The sequence below is a fragment of the Companilactobacillus alimentarius DSM 20249 genome (assembly GCF_002849895.1).
GTDB classification, from domain to species: domain Bacteria; phylum Bacillota; class Bacilli; order Lactobacillales; family Lactobacillaceae; genus Companilactobacillus; species Companilactobacillus alimentarius.
In genome coordinates this window covers 2056050-2076859 of record NZ_CP018867.1, presented here as the reverse complement: position 1 = coordinate 2076859, position 20810 = coordinate 2056050, and the positions used below count along the sequence as shown (strand labels likewise).

Below are 20810 nucleotides of genomic sequence, written 5' to 3'. Positions count from 1 at the left end.
TTCAAGTATAACACCTTCTATAAATCTACTCCACCATCAACTCTTAAAACTTGTCCGGTGATAAAATCGTTCTCCATCAAATAAATGTAGGCGGAAGCTACCTCTTCAATAGTTGCGACTCTTCCTAATGGCACATTTTCAGCAAAATTATGCTTTTGTTTCGACAATTGTTTTGAATTCAGATCTCGCCATAATCCTGTCGGAGTCCAAGTCGGCGATACTGCATTAATACGGAAATCAGGGGCCATTTCAACCGCTAAACCAGCTACCATCGTGTTGATTGCTTGATTCCCAACAATAGCACCGGAAGCATCGTAAGGATGACCGCCAGATCCAGAAGTAAATATAATAGAACCATTTTTCTTCAAATACTTATTAGCAATTTGAGCTAACTGCAAATTAGCAAAGAACTTATCATCAATTGCTTTTCTGATTGTTTCTAGTGAACTATCTAGGAAGCCACCGCTCATTGCTCCGCCTAACATCGAAACAACGTGATCAAATGATCCATATTTTTCAAAGAAATGCTTCAATTGATTAGAATCTTGTGCGTCTAATGAACTTCCCTGAATATTTTCTTCATAACGTAATTGATTCACTCGTTCTTGATCACGTCCAATGACATAAACATCAGCATCCTTGTGCTGTGCCATGATGGCAACTTCTTTACCAAATCCAGAAGTTCCACCAATCACTAGGACTTTATCATTTTCTAAAGACATAACTTTTACCCTCAATCATTCATTAGATTTTAATGCACCGATCATGTCGATGTGTTTCAATTTTCTGTGTGTAACTAGCATAACAATTGCTGTAAAAATTATCATCAACAATGTTGCTACAACATAGCCGATCCAATGAATCGTTAATGGGAAGATAACCTGTTCTGTCGCGGCTTGATTCAAGATATAGGCCGTTAATAAATTACCGACTCCATATCCAAGAATAATACCAACTATTGTTAAAATTATATTTTCTCTCACAACATACATAGTTACTTCATTATTATAGAAACCTAAGACTTTGATCGTTGAGAGTTCTCTAATTCTTTCAGAAACATTAATATTCGTCAAATTATAAAGTACTACAAATGACAATATCCCTGATAACAAAATTAAAATCAAAATGATAGGTCGCAAGAGCGTTGACATCTTTGACACAGTATCAGAGACATCATAGGTGTAACTAGTACCCATAACTTGTTTAGAATCCAATAACTTATTGGCTAAATGCTTTCGCTGAGCACTAGTTTGATTCTTCAAGCTCAATAATAATGTGTTAGTTTTTAACTTACCAAATTTTTGACGATAAGTTTTAGGACTCAAGTACAAATAATGTCCTACATAATTTTCAGTTATTGCTCCAACTTTGAGATTTACTTTCTTACCACTAGTCAATGTTACTTTAACTTTATCGCCAGTCTTCACATTCAATAATTGAGCTGTCTTCTTAGTCAAAGCTACCTTATTTTTATCCAAATTAGTTGTCAAATGGACATATTTTTTAAAATCTTTAGCAGAAGTTGGCGTATAGACATTAACATCATTGACCTGCTTCTTATCGTAATTTAATTTGGCTGTCGTTGAATTAATTCGAGTATTACTACGATAGTTTTTATCCTTATTTAAAATTCTATCAACTTTTGAAAGATTAGCATTTTCGTTTAACTTTACAACCGCTTGATAGCTAAAAATATCTTTATACTGTTGATTACCACTGGCAGTAATTGAATTTTGAATTCCAAAGCCAGTCAAAATCAAAGCAGTTCCGCCGGCAATTCCAATAATAGTCATAAACATTCTCGATTTGAAGCGAAAAAGATTTCGATAGCTGACCTTACTATTAAAGCTTAAATGATTCCATAGAGGTTTGATTCTTTCCAAAAGAATCTTCTTAGCTGACTTGGGAGCTTTGGGACGCATCAAAGCAGCTGGGCCTTCCCCTAGTTCTCTTCTGACAACTAAAAGTGCTGCACCGACCGTCGCCAAAAGAGAGAAAATAACAGCAATCAATAACGTCTGCCAAGTCGAACTAATTACCCAATCCAAAGCAATGTATTGTTTATACATCGACAAAACAATCCGTGGCAAAGTCTCAGTTCCAATGACTGCACCCAAAACTGCTCCAATCAAACCTGCCGATAATGCATAGTAGAAATAATTCTTAGCAATTTCCCACTTGGTATAACCAAATGCTTTAAAAGTTCCAATTTCCCCACGAGCCTCTTCGACCATTCGTGTAATCGTCGTAAATGTTATCAAAGCGGCAATCAGGAAGAAGAAAACTGGGAAAACATTAGCAATAGCAGCAATTCGATCAGAACTTTCGCCGTAGGCTGAAAATCCAGTCAGATCCTGTCTAGTTTGCCAAGTGTAAGTAGTTTTAGCTTGCTTCAAGATTTTCTCTTTAGCAGTATCCAACTTCTGCTGTTGAATGGCGACCGCAGTTGGATTAACAGCTTTTAATTGATCGAGTTGTTTTTGTTGTTGATTCAAAGTAGATAAGTAAGTACTTGCTACCTCATTCGTCCGCTGCTTTGCTCGACCTTTGAACTCTTTTTTGAGCTTTTTAACTTTCGCATTAACAGCGTTTTTATAATCCTTACTAAAAGTATTTTTGCTCTTCAAAGAATTAAAGCGCACATTCAACATAGTGTCAGTTGCCAAATTCATTTGCTTTTTAGGTATATAAGCAAACAGACTGACCTGACCATCAGCAATATTCGTCACCCCACGAGATTGATTATCAATGTATTGTGGTGAGTCGACAAATCCTACAATTTTATATGATTGCCGCTTCAAATCAGCACTCTTGGAAAATTTAAAAGTATCGCCCAACTTATAATCATATTTATTTCGAGCATTTTTATCCAAGACGATTTCATGACTATTCTTAGGCAGACGTCCATTTCTCACAATCAACTGATTCTGCTTAGAATCCTTGTCATAACCGTACAAAGCAATGGCAACCTTCGACTTGCCACCCATGACATACTTGAACTTCGTCGTTTCAGCTTTGGCGCCCTTGACCTTCTCAGCTAATTTAATATCTTTTTTATCAAATCCCGTCGTTGAAACAACTTGCACGTCTGAAAGATTTTTATCCGCAACCGTTTTATTCAAAGAATTATTCAAACTAGGACCAGTAGCTTTGACACCGACAAAGATTAATACTCCTAGCATGATGATCAGAATAATCGCAATGAAACGTCCCTTGGCTTGGTTGATACTACGCAACATATTTTTTGTTAAAGGTTTCATATTACCACTCAATATCCTTTACTGGTGTAGGTTTAGGATTATCTTCAATTGATTGAACCTTGGCATCATGAATCCGAATCACGCGGTCAGCCATCTTAGCTAAGGCAGAATTGTGGGTAATCACGATAACTGTTTTGTTATCTTTATGACTGGCATTTTGAAGTAACGTCAAAACTTGCTTACCAGTTTCATAATCCAATGCTCCGGTTGGTTCGTCACACAACAAAAGTTTAGGATTCTTAGCTAAGGCACGAGCAATCGCTACACGTTGCTGTTCACCACCGGATAATTGGGACGGAAAATTGTCAATTCGATTCCCCAAACCAACAGCTTTTAATGTGTCAGTCGCATCCAAGGCGTCCTTAACGATAGCTGAAGCCAGTTCAACATTTTCTTTAGTCGTTAAATTAGGAATTAGATTATAAAATTGGAAAATAAATCCAACGTCATTACGACGGTAAGTAGTCAATTCTCGTTCGGAAAATTTACCAATATCAGTCCCATCAACAATGATTTGACCATCAGTTGGCGTATCCATACCACCTAAAATATTTAGAACGGTTGATTTTCCCGCTCCACTAGGTCCTAAAATAACCGTCAACTTTCCTTTATCAACATCAAAAGTTAACTTATCATTGGCGATGATCGTTGTTTCGCCCATTTGATACTTTTTCGATTCGTCCTTCACTTCGATATATGCCATTACGTCCCTCACCTTTCTTAATATTTCTATTATAGTGGAAAACGGATACGGCTTTAAAGGTAAAAAGCAGAAAATATTTTTATAGAATTTATTTCTCTTATTGAAATTACGTTTAATTTTTTGTACAAAAAAAGATTAGTGTGAATCAATCTCTTCATCTTGATTCACAATAATCTAATATCTAAAATAAAGAATAATAACTCAGATAAAAGAGGATAAAAATGATTTTAAAAGATAAGTTTCATCTAATTAAAGATCAAAATCGGCGTTTTGCAAAAATGAACTTTACTAACTTAGTTCACACAAATGCTCGCTTTGAAGGTATCAACACCACCCTTCCTCAAACGCAAACAATCATGGATGGTTTAGGTGTAGATGGCGTCTCAATTGATGATATCAATACAATTGTTCAAATTAAAAGAGGGTGGGAATTCATTACCAATAATGATTCTGAAATATCCCTCGATCTAGAAAAGCAAATCAATGCTATTGTAGCGAAGAATGACTCACTCGCCCCTGGAGAATTCAGGACAGGACAAGGCGGAGTAAATATCGGTTCAAACGAACTCTTTAGACCAGACGATGTTGACGTTGATGAAGAAACAAAGTTTTTAGATTCACTGCTAACTAGTGGAAAATCAGCTACAGAAATCTCATTGCGATTAATGTATCACAATATGCGTAACCAACTATTTTGGGATGGTAATAAACGTACTGCTACCCTGATTGCAAATAAATACATGATTGACAATGGCGCAGGACTTATCAATGTACCACTAGATTTATGGTCAAAATGGAATGAACTAATTAGTGAATTCTATAAAACAGGAAATGTAAATGAAATACTGGAGTGGACTTATGAAAATGCCATTCAAGGTATTAATTTGTAATCATCAATGTATTCTAATGGGAAGCATGGTGTTTTTCCACTTTTTTCAAAGTATGCAACATAAGTTTTTGACAACACCTTCCTGTGCTTTGCTACAGAATACTATACACATAGAAGCCCTTTGGTGCCTTTGGCTTTCCTGCCTGCTTCTTTCGAAGTATGCGGCATAAACGCGTTCCAGACAACACCTTCCTGTGCTTTGCTACAGAACCGCAACTATTCGCAAATTCGGCGAATAATTGTGGCTCTCAGGCAAGCTCGAAAGCTCCCGTTGTCTTCCACGCTCTTTAAACGGGCTCCGTAGGGGCAACCCATTCCGGTTTGCTACAGGATTGGAATCACACGCAAAAAACGCGTGCAATTTCAATCCTTAGGCAAATTCGCCTGGGTTAACCGCCCCCGCTACGCCCTCTTTACCAGATATTAACTCTCTTATCTTCATCTAACCACATGCCATCTTTTTGTGTAACGTTAAAGGCGTCGTAAAATTCGTCTATATCCTGTGCCATAACGTTAGCTCTTAATGGTTGGGGTGCATGAACATCAACCGCTAATAATCTTTCATTATATTCTGGTGTTGCTTTGAAGCACCATGTTTTGGCCCATGTGATGAAGAACTCCTTGGGGTTATAATCTTTATCCATTTTGGCTGCTTCTATGGCACATCTTAGTCCACCAACGTCAGCAATATTTTCTCCGACAACTAATTTGCCATTAACTTTGCCTCCGGAAAACGGAATGCCGTCAAATTGATCTATCATCCTTTGGGTCAATTTTTCAAATTTTGCGTAATCTTCTTTAGTCCACCAATTCTTCATGTTTCCATACTCATCAAATTTGGCTCCATCATTATCAAAGGCATGGGAAATTTCATGGGCAAAGGTTGCGCCGATTCCACCAAAGTTTTCACTGCTTGTTTGTTGCAAACTATAGAATGGCGCTTGTAAAATTCCTGCTGGGAATGTGATGTCATTTCTTGATGGATCATAGCAGGCGTTGACTTCTTCTCCTGGCATTAGCCAAACAGTCCGATCCACTGGCTTTTTGAAGCTATCTAAATTATCCTGACGAATAACTTTCAATAATTTTACGGAATTATCATATAAGGACTCAGTCTCATCGACATTTAATTTTTGGGAAATATCTCGAATTTTGTCTGGATAGCCTACTTTAATCACCATCTTATTCAATTTCAAAATAGCCTTATCCTTTGTATCTTGACTTAACCATGTATTGTCAGTCAAACGTTGTTTATAAATTTCAATCATTCGAACTACCATTTGGCGCACGTCAGCTTTAGCTTTTTCACCAAAATATTTCTTGCCATAGTAAACTCCGATAACCTCATCATAGGTATCTTCAGACAAATGATAAGCAAATTTAGTTCTAGTTGGTAACTCTTTAGCGCCGCTGAAAGCTAAATCATATTCACCCACAGTTTGACGGAAAGTTTCATCCAAATTTTTACTATTGGAAACCAAATATCTGACAATCATCCAAGCTTTCATATTTTCAAAAGTATCATCATTTACTAATTTATCAGTATTCTCCAAAAATCTAGGTTGAACTATGATTACTTTATCGGGCGTTGTTTTTATTTGATCAACAACTAATTTCTTTAAATCTAGATTCTTTGACTTTGTTACAAATTCTGAGAAATCCATCGGGTTATAAATTTTGGAATATTCTGCCCACTCCTCTGATGTCTTAACGATAGGGACGAGTGTTTTATCAAATTTCAAAGCCTTTTCAACAGTTGATTCAGCGTTTTCTAAACTATAGCCAACCATCGTCAAAAGTTTTTGAGCAACTTCTGCATATTTGGCAAGCAATTTCTTACCTGATTCATTATCTGGTGCATAATAATTATTATCGGGCAAAATCAAATCGGCACCATCAACATATGCAGCATTTTTAGAGGTATTCTTCATGTCAGCACTAATCCAAATATTTGTCGGTAGAATAAAATTATCCTCGGCTAATTGTGCAATATTTTGATTAAAATCTTCTAGATTCTTCAAATCTTCGAGTCGTTTCAAATCTTTTAGAATTGTTTTTTCGTGAAACTCCTTGAGAAAACCAACATTTTTAGCTAAACGGTACAACTTGATAGCTTGTAAAAACTCACTGCTTTTGATTTGTTGATCATCCGCTGCCAAATTTTTAAAATCTTTCATTAATTCTTTTTCAATTAACATATCCAAATCCATTGAAGCTCCAGCACTAGACTTATCTGCTGGTATTTCAGCCTTCTCTTGCCAAGCCCCATTTACGGCTAAATATAAATTATCTTTGTAATCTGTTGGTGCACCGTTAGTTAAATCTCCAGCTCCACCTATTATCTTCTTTGTAAACAATCTCATTCACCCCATAATTTAAATTAATGAATACTATAACACTTGCTCTAATATAATTAAAATAGCTTTAATGTATAAAAAAGGAACGGGGATTTTCCCTGTTCCTTTTTTTTAGATTATTTTTGTAAGTCATATAGAGCCTTGTTACAGAATATTATACGCATAGAAGTTTTTTAGTGCCTGGGGCTTTTCTGCCCGCTTCTTTCCAAGTATGCGACATAAGCGTTTTTGACAACACCTTCCTGTGCTTTGCTACAGGATTGGAATCACACGCAAGAAACGCGTGCAATTTCAATCCTTAGGCAAATCCTCGTGGGTTAATCGCCCCTGCTACGCCCTCTTTACCAGATATTAACTCTCTTATCTTTATCTAACCACATGCCGTCTTTTTCTGTAACGTTAAAGGCGTCATAGAATTCGTCCATGTTTTGTGCTTGGACGTTGGCTCTTAATGGTGCTGGAGCGTGGACGTCGATTGATAGGAACATTTCTGTCAATTGTTGTGTTGACTTGTTTCTCCAAACTCTAGCCCAATTGATGAAGAATGCTTTGTCATCAAAATCTGATTCTGACTTAGCTGCTTCTAAGGCACATCTCAATCCACCGACGTCGGCTACATTTTCGCTGACTACTAATTTTCCGTTAACTTTATGTCCGGCATAAGGGATGCCTTCGAATTCGTCAATCATCTTTTGTGTTAACTTCTTGAACTTAGCGTAATCTTCTTTAGTCCACCAGTTGTTCATATTTCCATATTCGTCAAACTGAGCACCGTTGTTATCGAAGGCATGAGAAATTTCATGGGCGATAACGGCTCCGATTCCACCGAAGTTTTGGGTACTTGTTTGTTCCAAGCTATAGAATGGTGCTTGCAAAATGGCTGCTGGGAAGGTGATATCGTTTCTTGATGGATCATAGCAAGCGTTGACCATGTGTCCTGGCATTAACCACTTAGTTCTATCAACTGGTTTCTTGTATTGATCTAATTGATCTTGGGTCATGATCTTTTTAATACGTGATACGTTATCATACAAGGAATCATTTTCATTGATCTCAAATTTGCTATAAACTTCATCAATCTTATCTGGATAGCCAACTTTAATAACAATCTTATCCAATTTAACGATGGCTTTCTTCTTAGTATCTTCACTCAACCAAGTATTTTCAGAAAGTCTTTGTTCGTAAATGGAAATCATTTTCTTAACCATGCTACGAACGTCTTCTTTGGCTTTTTGACCAAAGTATTTTTGACCATAATAAAAGCCAACGACTTCACTGAAAATTCCGGCAGCAAAATTATATGCATACTTCGTACGGTTCTTTAATTCTTTAGCACCGCTTAAAGCTAAATTATACTCGCCGATAACTTGACGGAATTCTTCATCAAGGATTGAGGCATTGCCAGTTAAGAACTTAACCATCATCCATGCTTTAATATTCTCGAATGTATCAGCATTAACTAATTTGTTTAAGTTATCTAAATATCTTGGTTCGGTGATAATAACTTTTTCTGGCGTATCATTGACTAGATCAACTACTAAATTCTTTAAATCTAAAATATTTGATTTATTTACAAATTCATCAAATTTCATTGGGTTATAAGATTTAGTATAATCAGCCCATTCTTCGGAACTCTTTACGATTGGAACTAAGGATTTATCAAATTTCAAAGCTTTTTCAACGATTTCCTTAGCCTCATCCAATTGGTAACCAATCATAGATAACAAGCGTCCTGAAACATCTGCATATTTAGCAAGTAATTGCTTACCTGATTCATTTTTTTCATCATAATATGTCTTGTCTGGCAAGATCAAACCTGCACCGTTAACATAAACGACATTTTTAGATGTATCTTTCATATCGGCTTCAATACTGATATCAATTGGCAATGGAAAACCATTTTTTGATAATTGGGCTAAATTCTTGCCTAAATCATCAATGCTCTTCAAATCAGTAATCCGTTGCATATCCTTAAGAATTGGTTGTTGATGAAACTTGCTTAAATGTTCCACATTATTGGCTAGGCGATATAATTTCACTGCTTGTAAAAGTCTAGCATCTTCCACTTTGTCCTCATCGTTAGCAAACTCGTGGAAATCTTTCATAAGTGTCTTTTCAACACCCTCATCAAGGTCTGTGAAGCCACCAGTCCGAGATTTGTCAGCTGGAATAGTAGCCTTTTGTTGCCAAGCCCCGTTGACAGCTAAATACAAATTATCCTTATAATCGGCAGGCTTAGCATTGATTAAATCCCCTGCACCACCGATAACTTTATTCATTAACAAATTCTTCACCGCCTAATATTTTTAAAGAATACTATATCACTAATTACCTTTTATTAGAATAATTTTCATTTTTATCTCATATTTAGAATCAAAAAAAGACGCTGATTTTTCATCAACATCTTTTAATTAATTGAAATAAATATACTTTTTTTATCTAATGACACTGACTGAAACATCAGAACCATTAACGATCTTAGAAGCTTGTGAACCAATAGTATTACGGTTGCGGTTCTTCTTTTCCACACCCACAATAACCAAATCGGGTCCAAACTTAGGAATAACTTTATCCGCAATGACTGCGCCAGGTCCACCTTCTGTAACCATCAAGTGAACATTTTCTACACCGTAGTCTTTTGCTTTTTTACCATAAACTTCAAGAAGTTCCTTAATCTCTTCTCGACGTTGTGCTAGTACATCTGGGTCTAGCGATTGAAAAATATTTAAGTCACCTGTCTCAAGTACCGAAACGATACCTAATTCAGCACCATAATGCTTTGCCAAAGAGCAAGCATAGTTAAATGCATTTTTTGATGACTCAAAATCATCTGAATCTACACAGATCAAAATCTTAGAATACTCAATTTTTCTTACTTTGTATTCCTTTAATTCGTCCATCTAAAAACCCCCTCAAGTTATTTGAAGTCGCGTCCTTTATTCTCTTGGAAGTATTGATCGAATCTCTTCACATAGTTGTGGAACATATATGTCAATAACAACCAACGTCTAAAGGAATTATCTTTGCTATAGAAAACAGTTGTACCAACTCGATCTTGCTTGATCAACTCGTCAGCATACTTAGTAGCTTCATTATCAGCAGCGTACTTAGTAAAGACTTTGACCGGCACACCTAGCCAAAGCTTGTGTTGTGCTTTGTTCTTGTTAGCGTAAACAGTTGGTTCATTTTCTAAGCTACCCTCAATATAATCTTCCACCACATATTTGGCAAGATTATAACCATTGAGCGTCACAAAGAAACTACTTCTTCCTTGACGTAAGTTAATTTCGAAGAACTTAAATGTCTTGTCACGTGAATCATATTTCATATCAAAATTAGCGTAACCAGTGAATTCAATATCTTCAAGGAATTTTTGTACTTGATCATAAACATCTTGGTTAAATTCGGGAATGATAGCCACATAATTCCCGATTGATTGTGGCGTTGGGTCTTCCAAAATAGGATGTCCTAAACACATCATTTTGACGTGATGCTCTTGGTCAACATAAGCATTGAGCACACGCATATTAGAATCGTCACCTGGAATAAAGTCTTGAAGGATCAAATCTGACTTATAACCATTATCATAAATCTTACCAACGATAGTCATATATTCATCTTGTGAATGAATTGTGAAAGCTTTTTTACGTCCTTCAAAATGAATATCCAACCACTCCACACTGTTAGCTGGCTTCAAAGCCACTGGGAATTCAAATGGAACATCCATGTCAGTCTTATTTTCATACATATCTTTAGTAATGATTTTCGTCAATGGATGTGGCAGATTATGCTTATCAGCAACGTGATAAAAGCTTTCTTTATTATTTAATGATTTCAATAAATCATAATCGACGTATGGACATACGAATGTCTTAGATAACTCTTCTTTATGTTTGCTAATTAGTTCGGCATAACCATCCCCACAACCAATTAAAATAACTGGTTCTTTATGGTCTTGGTAAACTTTAGCAATTTCACGCATTTTTTCAATAAAAACAGGGTCTTCAGAAAAGCCTGGGTGAAGAGTTAAGTTTAAGATTTTTGTATATCTTGTCGGTGCCAATTGTATTTCGGCATAGGCCTTAACAGTGCCCCCATAAAGTTCATGGAAAGCACGTGCCATTCCGTAAACATTCATATCACTACCCAAAAGTATGGGTGTGAATTTTTTTCCTGATTCAGTTTCGATAGGGATCAACCTCTTACTATATTAATTCTATTTTTAAAATTACACACATTTCACACAAAATTATACCATACTCAATTTAGCACAACGAGTCCGTCATTTGTATTAAATTAAACAGGCTTATTATTTTCTTAAATTATAATATTAATTTTATGGCCTATTCAACGTAAAGACCGCAAACCCATAAAGATGAATTTGCGGTCTTTGTGTATGTATTTACTTAATTATTAATCAACAACTACTTGAGGATCTACGTCAGGTTTCTTACCGTCATCAATAAAGAAGACTTTATACCAAACTAAGAAGGTATAGATTGTCCAAACTTTACGACGATCATCATTTTCACCCTTATAACAGCCATCAAGCATCTTTAAAATGGCATCCTGATCAAAGAATTCACCAGCAAAGTCAGCACTAAATAGTGCACGGAACTTATCGTAAACTTCCTTAGTCTTAATCCAATCACGAATTGGCACTGGGAAGCCAAGTTTTTCACGCTTAGCCCATTCATCAGGCAAAGCACGCTCAGCAGCGACACGCAAAGCATACTTACTATCTTTACTATTCAAAAGATATTTTGTAGGAATGCCCGCAGCTACTTTGGCAACTTCTTTATCAAGGAATGGTACACGTAATTCCATTGAGTTAGCCATACTCATTCGATCGGCCTTTAACAAGATATCATTTGACATGAATTGGTGAAGATCAAGATATTGCATCTTCTTAACCTCATCGCTATAGCCACTAACTTTACGATAGCTTCTCATAACGATATCTTTGACAGAACGAGACTTCTCAAATTCTGGTTTAACCAGATCAGCGGCTTCTTTTTCGGTGAAAATCTTAGCTTGTCCAATAAAGAACTCTTCAGCCTTAGCCGTTGATTCATACAAATGCAAACGACCTGGGAAGTTAGGCATTTTCTTCAAACCATGAGCCAACTTGTACTTAACGCCCTTTGGCAAATGTTTCAAATCTTCAGCTACTACACGAATAACTTTCGAATGTGAATGGAAACCATAGTTGGCATAGCCAGCAAACAATTCATCGGCTCCTTCACCGGAAAGAATAACTGTAACATCTTTACTTGCTAATTTAGTTAGGAAATAAAGTGGAATACAAGAAGGATTAGAGTCGGGCTCATCCATGTAATATTGGATCAAAGGAATTGACTTAACGGCCTCTTCCTTTGTAACGATACCACGAGTGTTTTCAAGTCCTAATTTGTCAGCCAACATCTTAGCAGCTGTTCCTTCTTCATAGGTACTTGTATCAAAATCAATTGAATACGTGTGCTGTGGCTTTAAAATAGCCGTTACATAGCTTGAATCGACACCACTTGATAACAATGAGCCAACTGGTACATCACTAATTGAATGTTCATTGACTGAATCACGAATTGATTTATCAATCCGTTTAACAGTTTCTTCAAAGGAAAGATTATTTTCCTTAAAGGACATATCCCAATACTTCTTGATACTCAACTTACCATTCTTAAAAGTAAAGTAATGACCTTCAGGAATACGGAAGACATTCTTGAAAAATGTCTCGTGTAAAGCTGAATATTGGAAAGTTAAATATGGTTTTAAAGCGGACTTATTTAATTCCTTTTTAAAATTAGGTTCCTTCAAGAACGACTTAATTTCTGAACCAAAGATGAAGGTACCTTCACGGTTGTAGTAGTACAAGGGTTTGATACCGAAGAAATCTCTAGCGCCAGTGATATCGCCGGTTTTTAAATCATAAATTACGAAGGCAAACATTCCACGAATCTTTTTCAAAAGACCTTCAATACCCCATTCTTCAAAACCATGTAGAAGAACTTCGGTATCGGTATCTGTACTGAAAATGTGTCCTGCTTTCTTTAATTCTTTTCTAACATCTTTATAGTTATAAATCTCACCGTTAAAAATAACAGCTTTTGATCTATCTTCATTATAAATAGGTTGCATACCACTACTAATATCAATAATACTTAAGCGGCGAAAACCTAGGGCAGTATCGCCGTCCTCTAGTTCACCAGAACTATTTGGACCACGATGCTTGATCGTATCCATCATAGCTTCAATTACAGGTTTCTTGTCTGTAATATTTTTATCTACGAATCCGACAATTCCACACATAAAAATTCTCCCTTATATTTCAAAACTTACATATCTTGTAGCGGCTCCGTAACCGAAAATTTGTAAGCGCAATTTGTTCGGGTCGATATTAATGAAATAACCTGCTAACTCCGAGATTTCATTATAACGTCTATCCCATTTTTTATTGTAATCTGTTGTTAATCCATGTTTCTTGCCCATCAAAGCCGAACAATTTAATATTATATGATTAATTTCAGAAACTTTGTAGTTTTTTTCATAATGCATATGACCACATATGTACGTTGTTACTTTAGAAATGCCGGTGGACGAAAAGTCATAGCGTAAATTCACGCCAAAATCTCCAGTCAATTCATTCTTCAATTGACCAGAATCTTTATTATTAAAGGCTACCAACAATCTTTGAACAAGATCGCCATTAAAGTTCAACGCACTGCGACCACTGGGACTAATAATATTAGCATGCCCCATCATGACCACATGTTTGTCGATCGTCTTCTCTAAAATAGCGGTCAAATCTTCTAACTGTTGTTCTCTTACTCCACGAACTTTTTTAAAGTCGTATTTTTTCGAACCGTTACTGAGTATATAAGGAATGTCACTTGTATCAATGAATATAATTCGAATATCTTTTTTATCATACCAGCCCACTTTAGAAACGGGATTCAAACGATGAATCTCTGGCTGCTCAAAATTATATTTAGTTACTAAAGAGTCATAATCATCACGATGGAATGAGGCGGAGCCAAAGAATCTATGTTCATCATACTTGTCATTCTCGTCGTGATTTCCTTCAAGAATATAGTATGGTGCTTTACTTCTTTGATAGTTTTCCACCGCAAATTGCAATAGTCCACGACTGATCTCTGGTTTGTCGCTCCCGTCGATCAAGTCTCCAAGATGAACATTCAAATCCAGATGAACAGCGTCGCTTACATTGTTAGCTTCAATAATGTGACGAGCACCATTTATGCCATAATACGAGGCACTAGCTAATGCTTTAGCGTGCGTATCGGTCAGGACTGACAGAGTAACTGTATCATCTGTGACATTAGGTTTTACATTATTGTCATAAACGCCCCTTATGTAATCAGTAACAAAGGGTCGCGGCTTCAGTCGTTTTAAAAATATATCAGTTTGTGCCGATACAAATTCTGAAGGCTTTGGTGTCAACATCTTTCTTGCAATATTTTTGATTTTCAATTTTATGATCTCCAATATCCAATACTTATAGAAACATTATAGTAAAAAAACCATCTCCACGATGGTCTTGTTATGGCTCAATTATATATCAAAGATAGAAAAAATAATCCTTCGACGCTTACTTTAACAGAATCTGATAAGCTTTTCTAACACCATGATCTTCGTCCATCGTAATGGTACCCTTTTCAACGAATCCATTACTTGTAATAACATGCTGCATTACTAAATTATCTGGATGCGTGTCAATACGTACATCCTGATAACCTAAATAATGCGATATGGTCAACAGCTGCTGTATTAAGGAGGCAGATAAATGCTGTCCTTGATGTCCTGGTTCAACAGCTATTCGGTGAATAATCGAGTAAGTCACATCAGAATTCTTTGACCATGACCCTGAAGTCATATCTTGATAATTCTTATCATAACCTTGTTGCAAAGCAGCTACTCCGACTACCTCACCATCTAGTATTAAAACATAACTTATATCCTCTTGAATATCCTGTTTTAATATATTTTGATCAGGATATCCTACTTGCCATTGGTCAACGCCACGGTCCCGTAAGGTTTTCTTAGCGCCATCGATGATATCAATAATTCTTGGCAAATCGTCAAGTGTGGCTTGACGTAAATAAATATTGCTCATAAGTAATCACTCCTTACTTCATCAAGATATTAAAACAAAAAATAATACCACATTGCAATAGTTTTTTTAATTTCTCTTATTCCTTTTATAAATAAAGCAACTAGCAATAAACAATATCAACGAATAAATAATTGTCTGTCCACTTAGAGGTAATAATTGCGTGATGGCTATATTGCTGTGTAGTGAAATAATCATTTTAGAAAGCGGTGGAAAGATTATCTCAAATGGATGAAAAATCTCTATCACGCTTCCGGATAAGGCTAAATACACCATCACCAATGTCCCAATCTGGCCTAAGCTGAAGTGGCTATACCATTGTGTTTTAAAAAGGGTTGCAATTGCGCTACCTAAAATACCCACGGAAATCAAAGCAATTATTCCCGATAGGTCCATTAAAATATTTCCATCAAGAATCAAGCTAAAAATAAATATCAATATTCCCGCAATTATATTAAAGATTAAGATCGTTAAAAATTGGCTTAAAACTTCTGCCCAATAGCTGTCGACTTTTTGTTTTAAATAATGATTATATTTTTTATCATTATGATACAAGTTCATAGTTGAAAATAGTGATAAAAAAAACATCCCTAGTAATAATAGGCTATATTTCTCATGATAATCAATACTTAACAACTGATCGGCTGTTAATCCAAAAATAATTATTGAAAATAGCATTGTTAAGTATAAGAAATCCTGGAAAACAAATTGTAAATAACTTTTCAGTAGAATTTTAACTTTCAATCTCTTCAGCCTCCTCAAATTGATAATTGAGGGCAATCATTTTTCCTACCATGATATCTTTTAAATTCACTGGTACTCGCATTTCCAAAAGATTATTTGCATTCTTCACGATATACGGCGTAATTTCATGTGTAATTGCAATCGAATTAGGATTGATATGAAATACTAGTAAATAATCAGTCTTTTTAGGCAGAACGGACTTAATCAAAGCTCCATTTTTTAATTGATAGCCTTGATCTAACAACAACTGCATCTCGCTTGAGAATTCTGTCTGAGAAATAATTATGCCTGAACCATTGTCCTTTAAGTCTTGCAGCATGCTTGCCATGCCTTGAACTATCTCATTTGGTTGAAAAATAAAAGGTTCATCTAACAACAAGACGTTGGGATGTCCTGCCACGGCTGCTATAAATCCGACTCTACGCTGTAATCCTAATGAAAGTTGACTGATACTTCTATCTAAATATGGTGCTAATTTCAAATAAGTTACCATACTTTCTAACTGATCAGACCGCACGGCTAACTTCTTTGACAAGCGTCTAACTTCTTCCAGATATTTTCTCACTGTCTGTTCAATTACCTGCGGATCATTTTGAGGCAGATAACCGATTCTAACGCCGGGAGTATACTGTATTTTTCCGCTATCGACGCTTTTGTTATCCGCGATTGCCTCTAAAAGCTGGGTTTTTCCGCTACCATTATCGCCATTTATGCCGACTATCTCATTTTGAGATAAAGAAAAAGCTACATGCTTAAATGCAAAGTAGCCCTCATTTTGCAATGATAAATCATTGACTGATAATAATTTCATTATTTCTGCCATTCCTCAATGGCTCTTGCTGCTAATCCAATTGAAAGGATTGCATCTTTAGATACAGAATTTCTAACATCGGCGACAATGGTATTATCGTAAACAGCTCCAATAACGGTAAATGCAAAACTTACTAAATTGATATCGGTCTTAACTTTGTATTCTCCGCCAGCATAAGGATCCTCGTGGTTATAAGTAAAGTTAATATTGTGTCCAGCTAAAGAACCATCAACATGATTAACTTGAACACGGTCATGCAACTGGCTCAATTTTTGATCAGGATTTTGTAAAGTTAGTCTGTGATCTGATTCATTTTGGTAATAGCTATCTTCGGTCATGTCAAAGTATTCTTTGATTGGCTTTCTCAAAACTTCTAGTGAATCCAAAATATCGTAGACTTTTTGTGCATCAAATTTTTGTGACTTATCTTCAAATTTCTTTCTATCTTCATAGAGCCCTTCGGCTAGTTTGCTAATAGTTTCAGAATTCATAATTATCCTCCGTCTTTAATACCATTATACTAATTTTTACTTGTAATTACAGGAATCAAGGTGGTCATTGATCACACCTACCGCTTGTAAAAACGAATATATGATTGTGGGTCCAACAAACCTAAAACCACGTTTTTTAAGATCTTTACTAATATCTTGCGACAGTTTTGTTTGTGCTGGCACTTCACTCATATCACTATAATGATTAATTATTGGCTTATTATCAACAAAATTCCAAATATAATCGGAAAAAAGTTTATTATTTTGATGCATTTCTGAAATTATTTTAGCGTTGTCAATCGAGGAATCAACCTTCAAACGGTTACGAATAATTCCCTTATCCTCTAACATCAAATTACGTTTATTTGTATCAAAATTTGCCACTTTGTCTACGTCAAAATTATCATAAATTTTTTCATAACTGTTACGACGTTTAATAATTGTCGCCCAGGAAAGTCCTGCCTGAGCACCCTCCAAAGTTAACATCTCAAAAAAATATCGTTCATCGTGACTAGGTTTGCCCCATTCGTTATCGTGATACGCCTGCATTTCTGGTGAACTATCTGCCCATGAACATCTCATACATTTCCTCCAATTATAATTCGAAATAAAAAAATCCGTTGACCCAGTAACGTACCCACTACGTTTTAGCCAATCGGATTCTTATGAAAAGTAACAATTAAAAATTAATTATTTAGCCAATTCTTCATTGTCAGTATTAGTTCTAACAATGATTACATCTGTTCTAGCATTTCCCGTTACATATTCAGAAACAGAACCAACCAACAATCTTGTAACAGCATTCATACCGGTTGATCCAATCATAATCAAATCATTTTCATATTCTTTAACGAATTCTTGTGAAATTACAGTCTTAGGTTCCCCGAAACGAACGTGAATATTGATGTCCTCTTCTTTGAGACCATCCTTGATCGCACTATCTTTCAATTCGTTGAGATACTTTTGAGCATCTTCGGAAAGTTGATAAATAACATCGCCATTCAACATGCCACCGTGCAAACCAATAAATTGCTTTGTATCTAGGACTGTTAAGACATCTAGATGTCCACCGTTCATTTGTGCAACTTTAACGGCCTTCTTAAAAGCCATTTCTGCTTCTTTTGATCCATCTACAGGAACCAAAATCTTCTTATAATCTTGTTCCATAATTCAATCCTCCAATGCAGTTATTAAATATCTTCTTAATGTAAGATTAATGCATTCATATATATTATACAATATTTTACACAATTATTTGAAAGTTAATAGAGTCCTTACCAACTGATTAGCAACCGATTCATAATTCTCAAACATTGTCATTTCATCATCATACTCCGTCATCTGAGTCGAAAAAATACCTGTAAAAAGTTGTTCATAGCTTTGAAAATCATCAACAAAATTATTACATAAAGCAAATGTGGGAATCCTCTGCGACCCTGCTATTCGACTCAAATGATTTAACATATCATCTTGCATAGCCTCACGAGAGATCCTGTCCGTTGCAGTCACTAAGATATTACAAGACTTGATAGTTTCATCCATGCCTGTAACTTTAGCAACCCATTCAAAAGATGATCTGGAAATACTTGCATTAATCATTGCAAATGCCCCTGCCAGTGTCTTAATTGATCCAGAATGTGGCATTGGGTGTATGTCTAAATTATACTTCTGATTTAATTTTTCTGTAACGAAAACTAAATTATCCTCTAAAAAGCTTTCTTGAGCTTCATTTAAATAATCCAATGTCTGTGAAAGCCGATTGGAAGTCGTATAGTTTAATAAAACCGTAATTTTGGTACGACTGCCTAGTAATTGATAAACATCGTCCAAATCAACTCTAAAAGCATTGATAAGTGGATTTTCACCTTCCGGGACCAATACTCCATTTTCATCATAGATCTTCGCTCCTAGAGCCTGCAAAGCCCCTAAACCACCATCTGCCACTGCCGTCTTTCCTAAACAGAGTACAATGTTTTTAATTCCATCCGTTACTGCATCAATAATAAATTCGCCTAAACCGTAACTAGTCGCATGAAAAAGATCATTGCGGGTCTTTTCTTTTGCCAAATCGATTCCTACGACTTGCTCTGAATCCATAATAGCGGTATCTTGACTACCGACCTTAGTTATTAAATAATGTCCGATTCGATTAGACCAAAAAGCATCAAAATAGGAAACTTTCTTCCAACGTCCACCAATAGTATGTTCCACCAATGCCGGCATTCCATCTTTACTGTCGGTGACAGGCATGGTAATTATTTGTGCGTCTGGCATAGCCCGTGAGATTCCGCTATAAATCGCTTGTCCGATTTTTGTCGAACTAATATTATTACTATATTTTCCAGGTGCAATAATAAACTTCATGATAGAATGACTCTTCCTTTTTGATATAATAATGAATAGAAAAAATATGTAGAGGTAGCTGTATGACTAATGATAATAAACGCGTTTTAGACCTTGAAAAAGGTGTAAACTTTCGTGAACTTGGTGGTTATCAAACTGTTGATGGCCAAACCATTAAATTCCACAAAGTACTTAGATCAGCTGGACTAAGCGATTTAACTACAAATGATTTAAATTTTTTGAACAATTACGGCTTGAAGTATGATATTGATTTTCGTTCACACGAAGAGATTTCTCAAAAGCCCGACCGCTTACCTACTAATGCTGAATATATTGCTGCTCCCGTTTTTGAACAAGACGAGACTGAAGCTTCAAAAGTTCAAAATAAGAATTTTATTCCAGAAATTGACGGCGATCCCACTAACGGGTTTGACCATATGAAAGATGTTTACCGTGATATTATCACAGGCGACCAAGCTAAAGACGCTTATCGAACATTTTTTGACGAATTATTAACTAATGAACAAGACGACGATGTCCTACTATTCCATTGTAGTGCCGGTAAAGATCGTACGGGAATGGGAGCTGTTTACTTACTGAGTGCTCTGGGTGTACCAATGGATGTAATTAAACAGGACTATTTATTGACTAATAAAGCTAATAAAAATTTTGTTGACGACTTAATTACCAACTTGCAAAAAAAAGGTTATACCGATAAAAATGTGCTCAGCTCCGTTCGTGATCTAATGACTGTACACAGCGAATATCTTGCCACAGCTGAAAAAGAAATCGCCAAATTGTCTGGTAATATTGATAATTATATCAAAGATGAATTACAGGTAACTCCTGCGGAGATAAGAGATTTGAAGAAAATTTATTTGAACTGATTCTAAACTTCTTTTTTTTAGAATATTGTTATCACACTTTCTTCACATTTTCTGTCTATCATATAATTTGTAGGTTAAAGGATATAGAAAATCTCTAACTTACATCCCCCCTTAAAAATTATCTTCATAGATATAGAAAATTGAATAGATAAATCTCATAATATATATAAAGCTGAGTAATCCATATCTCCTCC

General features: G+C 35.7%; 18 protein-coding genes. 2 read left to right on the top strand and 16 right to left on the bottom strand.

Going from position 1 to position 20810, the window contains the following annotated elements; translation table 11 throughout:
* Window positions 1-17 precede the first annotated feature (17 nt).
* From LA20249_RS09880 to LA20249_RS09870, 3 genes are read right to left on the bottom strand one after another with little or no spacing between them, the layout of a single operon-like run.
* Window positions 18-722 (bottom strand): SDR family oxidoreductase, encoded by a 705-nt coding sequence (locus tag LA20249_RS09880; protein WP_057737697.1) that lies wholly within the window; start codon window positions 720-722, stop codon window positions 18-20.
* A gap of 15 nt (window positions 723-737) precedes the next feature.
* A complete protein-coding gene (locus LA20249_RS09875) occupies window positions 738-3260 on the bottom strand; it encodes an ABC transporter permease (RefSeq protein ID WP_057737699.1) in 2523 nt (840 codons plus the stop codon).
* 1 nt (window position 3261) lies between these two features.
* Window positions 3262-3963 carry an ABC transporter ATP-binding protein gene (locus tag LA20249_RS09870; protein ID WP_057737701.1) on the bottom strand — a complete coding sequence of 234 codons (702 nt, stop codon included), beginning with the start codon at window positions 3961-3963 and terminating at the stop codon, window positions 3262-3264.
* A 221-nt stretch (window positions 3964-4184) separates the two neighbouring features.
* On the opposite strand from LA20249_RS09870, the gene LA20249_RS09865 reads away from it, so the two are divergent.
* Complete coding sequence (locus tag LA20249_RS09865) at window positions 4185-4853, top strand: Fic family protein (RefSeq protein ID WP_057737703.1); 669 nt, start codon at window positions 4185-4187, stop codon at window positions 4851-4853.
* 412 nt (window positions 4854-5265) lie between these two features.
* On the opposite strand, the gene LA20249_RS09860 is transcribed toward LA20249_RS09865, so the two are convergent.
* The 13 genes from LA20249_RS09860 to LA20249_RS09800 all read right to left on the bottom strand — a co-directional run bounded on the left by LA20249_RS09860 (window position 5266) and on the right by LA20249_RS09800 (window position 19750).
* Window positions 5266-7215: a M13 family metallopeptidase gene (locus tag LA20249_RS09860; protein ID WP_057737705.1), complete on the bottom strand. Its 1950-nt coding sequence runs from the start codon at window positions 7213-7215 to the stop codon at window positions 5266-5268.
* 335 nt (window positions 7216-7550) lie between these two features.
* Window positions 7551-9488 carry a M13 family metallopeptidase gene (locus LA20249_RS09855; RefSeq protein WP_083477883.1) on the bottom strand — a complete coding sequence of 646 codons (1938 nt, stop codon included), beginning with the start codon at window positions 9486-9488 and terminating at the stop codon, window positions 7551-7553.
* Between the two features lie 156 nt (window positions 9489-9644).
* A complete protein-coding gene (locus LA20249_RS09850; protein WP_057737709.1) occupies window positions 9645-10109 on the bottom strand; it encodes a universal stress protein in 465 nt (154 codons plus the stop codon).
* A gap of 17 nt (window positions 10110-10126) precedes the next feature.
* The gene (locus tag LA20249_RS09845) at window positions 10127-11347 is read right to left on the bottom strand and encodes a carboxylate--amine ligase (protein ID WP_057737800.1); all 1221 of its coding nucleotides are present in this window, start codon (window positions 11345-11347) and stop codon (window positions 10127-10129) included.
* Window positions 11348-11622: 275 nt separating this feature from the next.
* The gene (asnB, locus tag LA20249_RS09840; protein ID WP_057737711.1) at window positions 11623-13518 is read right to left on the bottom strand and encodes an asparagine synthase (glutamine-hydrolyzing); all 1896 of its coding nucleotides are present in this window, start codon (window positions 13516-13518) and stop codon (window positions 11623-11625) included.
* A gap of 12 nt (window positions 13519-13530) precedes the next feature.
* Entirely contained in the window at window positions 13531-14673 is a 1143-nt protein-coding gene (locus LA20249_RS09835) for a metallophosphoesterase family protein (protein WP_371861848.1), read from the bottom strand.
* 145 nt (window positions 14674-14818) lie between these two features.
* Complete coding sequence (locus LA20249_RS09830; RefSeq protein WP_057737715.1) at window positions 14819-15343, bottom strand: GNAT family N-acetyltransferase; 525 nt, start codon at window positions 15341-15343, stop codon at window positions 14819-14821.
* A 66-nt stretch (window positions 15344-15409) separates the two neighbouring features.
* On the bottom strand, window positions 15410-16084 hold the full coding sequence (locus LA20249_RS09825; RefSeq protein ID WP_057737717.1) for a hypothetical protein: 675 nt from the start codon (window positions 16082-16084) through the stop codon (window positions 15410-15412).
* Entirely contained in the window at window positions 16074-16907 is an 834-nt protein-coding gene (locus LA20249_RS09820; protein ID WP_057737719.1) for an ATP-binding cassette domain-containing protein, read from the bottom strand. The genes LA20249_RS09825 and LA20249_RS09820 overlap by 11 nt, the downstream gene beginning before the upstream one ends.
* Entirely contained in the window at window positions 16895-17386 is a 492-nt protein-coding gene (locus tag LA20249_RS09815; RefSeq protein WP_057737721.1) for a hypothetical protein, read from the bottom strand. The genes LA20249_RS09820 and LA20249_RS09815 overlap by 13 nt, the downstream gene beginning before the upstream one ends.
* Window positions 17387-17422: 36 nt before the next feature.
* A complete protein-coding gene (locus LA20249_RS09810; protein ID WP_057737723.1) occupies window positions 17423-17968 on the bottom strand; it encodes a DNA-3-methyladenine glycosylase I in 546 nt (181 codons plus the stop codon).
* A gap of 108 nt (window positions 17969-18076) precedes the next feature.
* The gene (locus LA20249_RS09805) at window positions 18077-18553 is read right to left on the bottom strand and encodes a universal stress protein (protein WP_057737725.1); all 477 of its coding nucleotides are present in this window, start codon (window positions 18551-18553) and stop codon (window positions 18077-18079) included.
* 84 nt (window positions 18554-18637) lie between these two features.
* Window positions 18638-19750: a glycerate kinase gene (locus LA20249_RS09800; protein WP_057737728.1), complete on the bottom strand. Its 1113-nt coding sequence runs from the start codon at window positions 19748-19750 to the stop codon at window positions 18638-18640.
* A gap of 62 nt (window positions 19751-19812) precedes the next feature.
* On the opposite strand from LA20249_RS09800, the gene LA20249_RS09795 reads away from it, so the two are divergent.
* Window positions 19813-20616 carry a tyrosine-protein phosphatase gene (locus LA20249_RS09795; protein WP_057737730.1) on the top strand — a complete coding sequence of 268 codons (804 nt, stop codon included), beginning with the start codon at window positions 19813-19815 and terminating at the stop codon, window positions 20614-20616.
* Window positions 20617-20810 lie beyond the last annotated feature (194 nt).